Source organism: Burkholderia sp. LMG 13014, assembly GCF_905232215.1.
Classification (GTDB): Bacteria; Pseudomonadota; Gammaproteobacteria; order Burkholderiales; family Burkholderiaceae; genus Burkholderia.
In genome coordinates this window covers 1-3410 of the sequence record NZ_CAJNKE010000615.1, presented here as the reverse complement: position 1 = coordinate 3410, position 3410 = coordinate 1, and the positions used below count along the sequence as shown (strand labels likewise).

At 67.9% G+C, this 3410-nt stretch carries 3 protein-coding genes; 1 reads left to right on the top strand and 2 read right to left on the bottom strand.

The features are described from left to right. Positions 1 to 122 precede the first annotated feature (122 nt). Entirely contained in the window at positions 123 to 1085 is a 963-nt protein-coding gene (locus tag JYJ84_RS31920; protein WP_175223631.1) for an ion channel, read from the bottom strand. Between the two features lie 194 nt (positions 1086 to 1279). Continuing rightward, a complete protein-coding gene (locus tag JYJ84_RS31915) occupies positions 1280 to 2299 on the bottom strand; it encodes a sulfate ABC transporter substrate-binding protein (RefSeq protein WP_089451370.1) in 1020 nt (339 codons plus the stop codon). A gap of 452 nt (positions 2300 to 2751) precedes the next feature. On the opposite strand from JYJ84_RS31915, the gene JYJ84_RS31910 reads away from it, so the two are divergent. Then, a partial coding sequence (locus tag JYJ84_RS31910; RefSeq protein WP_205189948.1) for a dihydrodipicolinate synthase family protein occupies positions 2752 to 3410 on the top strand: 659 nt, incomplete at its 3' end.

Sequence of the window (3410 nt, the reverse complement as noted above, 5' to 3'; positions counted from 1 at the left end):
GTGCAGGCGTGCAGGCGTGCAGGCGTGCAGGCGTGCAGGCGTGCAGGCGTGCAGGCGTGCAGGCGTGCAGGCGTGCAGGCGTGTAGCGCGTGGCCGGCACGACCGGCCGCCCGCGAGCGTGCCTACGCAGCCGGGCCCGACGCCGCGGTGCCAGCATTGACCACCGCACCCGGCGAGCCGCGCTCGTCGGTCTCGACGTCGACCGGCACCACCTCGTGAAAATGCGTGTAGTCGATATGCGTGATGCCGTCCTCTTCGTGCATCAGATCGACATAGCGATGCCGCCACCGGATCTCCGCGTGCTCCCACGAGTGGCGTGCCTGCATCACCTGCGCGGTCGTCTCGTCCGAGCCCTCGATCGTGATCAGCAGCGACGCATCGCGCGCCGCGAGCGACTCCGGCGTTTCGCCGAACAGCGGGCTCGATTCGTCGATCACGTGCATCAGGTTCCAGCCGAGCAGGAAGATCGGATGCTCGCTGCGCACCAGCGGCAGGTCGTGGATCTTGCGCAGCGTGTAGCCCTCGTGCGTACCTTCGACGCGCATCAGCCGCAGCTTCGCCTGCGCCTCCGCGATCACGTTCTGGCGTGCGTTTGCCGCACGTACCATCAGCGTCATCCGGCCGTTCAGCGGCCGCACGATCGCATAGCGCGCGAACAGGATCTTCGCCTGCGGACGGGAGAACCGCGCGAACACGAGCCCGGTGGCCAACGCGATGCCCGACATCCCGATGAAGATCTCGAACGTGGCGACCAGGTGCGCATAGACGGTCTGCGGATGCATGTCGCCATAGCCGACGGTCGCGAGCGTCTCGACGCTGAAGAAAAAGGCGCCGCCGAACCCGGCCGGCGACTGGTTCGCGATCGGCGCGTGGCCGAGCAGGTAGAGCGTCGCGAAGCCGCCGTTGAGCAACAGGAACAGCATCGCGAGCGACAGGAAGAAAACGGGCCAGCTCACCGTCAGCGCGCGGTGATAGAGGTCGCGCCAGCCGAGCGGCGGCATCCCGTAGGCGACCACCAGGCGCGTGCCCGACCAGATCTTGCGGCCACGGCCGCGGGAGGCTGAGGAGGACGAATCGACGTTCATCGCGCGGTGCCGAAAGCAGGAAGGCGATGAGCGTAGCACGCGCGACGGCGGCCGGGAATGCGGGCCGCTGCGCAACACACGGCCCGCCGGCGATACGCGAACATGCGCCGCGCACCGCCATAAAAAAAACCGGCCGCATCACCGGCCGGCTTCCCGTCGATCCTGCCACGGCGCGCACCGTGCGCGCCGCCCCGTCACTTCCGGTCGACGATCACGCGATCGAACGTGCCGCCGTCGGCGAAGTGCGTCTTCTGCGCGTTCGCCCAGCTGCCGAAGACCTGCTCGACGCTGAACGTCTTCAGCGGCTTGAACTCGGCCGCATGCTTCTTCAGCACGTTCGCGTCGCGCGGGCGCAGATGATGCTGCGCGATGATCTCCTGCGCTTCCGGCGTGTACAGGTAGTCGAGATACGCCTGCGCGACCTTGCGCGTGCCTTTCTTGTCGACGACCTTGTCGACGACGGCGACCGGCGGCTCCGCGAGGATGCTCGCCGACGGATACACGGCGTCGAACTGCGCGCCCGATGCGCCCGTGTCCATCAGCGCGACTTCATTCTCGAACGTCACGAGCACGTCGCCGATGCCGCGCTGCGTGAACGTGGTCGTCGCGCCGCGGCCGCCCGAGTCGAGCACCGGCACGTTGCGGAAAATCGCCTTCTCGAAGTCGAGCGCCTGCTGGTCGGTCGCGCCCTTCTGCTTCTGGAAGCCCCACGCGGCGAGATACGCGTAGCGGCCGTTGCCCGACGTCTTCGGGTTCGCGATGATCACCTGGACGCCCGGCTTCGCGAGATCGCTCCAGTCCTTGATCGCCTTCGGGTTGCCCTTGCGCACCAGGAATACCATCGTGGTCGAGTACGGCGAGCTGTTGTCCGGGAAACGCGCGCGCCAGTCCTTCGGCAGCAACTGGCCGCGCTCGGCGAGCAGGTCGATGTCGTTCGGCTGGTTCATCGTCACGACGTCGGCCTGCAGCCCCTGCAGCACCGACAGCGCCTGCGCGCTCGACGCGCCGTGCGACTGCTTGATCGCGACCGTCTCGCCGGTCTTCTGCTTGTAGGCGGCGGCAAAGCTCGTGTTGATGTCCTTGTACAGCTCGCGCGTCACGTCGTACGACACGTTCAGGATCGACGTGTCCGCGTGCGCGGCCGTCGCCGCCACGACCAGCGCCGCCGCCGCGCCCGTGTGCAGCCAGCGACCGATCCCCTTCATGCTTGCCATCGTGATATGCCCCGTTTCCAGTGGTGGTGAATGTGCGTGACGGCACGCGTACGCGCTGTCATCGAAACGTAAGCGGGCATTCTAGCGGCCGGGCGCGGCGCGCTTTCCAATCAGTCGTGGAAAGCAAATCTCGAATCCTGCTAAACGGCGGCGGGCGCTCGCGCGCGGATCGGATCCGGTGTTAAGATCGCCGCTCAGCCCATTCCACGGTTCCTCCATGTCCGCTGCCCTGCGCTCGCTTCCGATCCTCGCCGCCGTCGCGGCAGGTGCGCGCGCGGCCGGGCTGAAACTGAAAAAACGACTCCTCGACTGACGGGGACGTCGCGTCCCGTCAGGCGAATGCCGGACGGGATGCCCGCAGGTCGTTTCTTTCTCCTTGCTCGCACGCCTCGCTCCGGCCCTCCGCCGGCGGAACGGTTCCTTCCCACTCCGTTTCCACCATGAGGCTTTGCATGAACACACGTTTCGAAGGTATCTGGCTGCCGATCATTACGCCGTTCCACCACGGCGAAGTCGACCATGCCGCGCTCGCGCGGCTCGCGCGCCACTATGCGGGCTCGGGCATCGCGGGCTTCGTCGCGGGCGCGACGACCGGTGAAGGCGTGCTGCTCGACGCGCGCGAACAGGACGCGGTGTTCGCGACGCTACGCGACGCGGCGCCCGGGCTACCGATCGTCGTCGGGCTGACCGCAAGCGCGACGCATTTCGCGGCCGCCCGCGCACGCGAACTCGCGGCATTGCGGCCCGACGGGCTGCTCGTCACGCCGCCCGTCTACGTGCGGCCGACGCAGGACGGTATCCGCCGCCACATCGAGGCGATCGTCGACGCGGCCGACCTGCCGGTGCTCGTCTACAACATCCCGTACCGCACCGGCGTGAACGTCGAACTGGAGACGTTGCACGCGCTTGCGCTGGACCCGCGCGTCGCGGGCATCAAGGAATGCGGCGGCACGCTCGACCGGATGAACCGGCTCGTGCACGACACGCCGCTCGCGATCCTGTCCGGCGACGACAACCAGAACTTCGCGGCGATGTGCGCCGGTGCGCACGGCGCGATCGCGAGCAGCGCACACGTGCTGCCCGAATGGCATGTGCGCATCCACGCGCTGCT

Coding starts and splice junctions, on each gene's coding strand:
- JYJ84_RS31920 (WP_175223631.1), bottom strand. CDS start 1,085: ATGAACGTCGATTCGTCCTCCTCAGCCTCCCGCGGCCGTGGCCGCAAG.
- JYJ84_RS31915 (WP_089451370.1), bottom strand. CDS start 2,299: ATGGCAAGCATGAAGGGGATCGGTCGCTGGCTGCACACGGGCGCGGCG.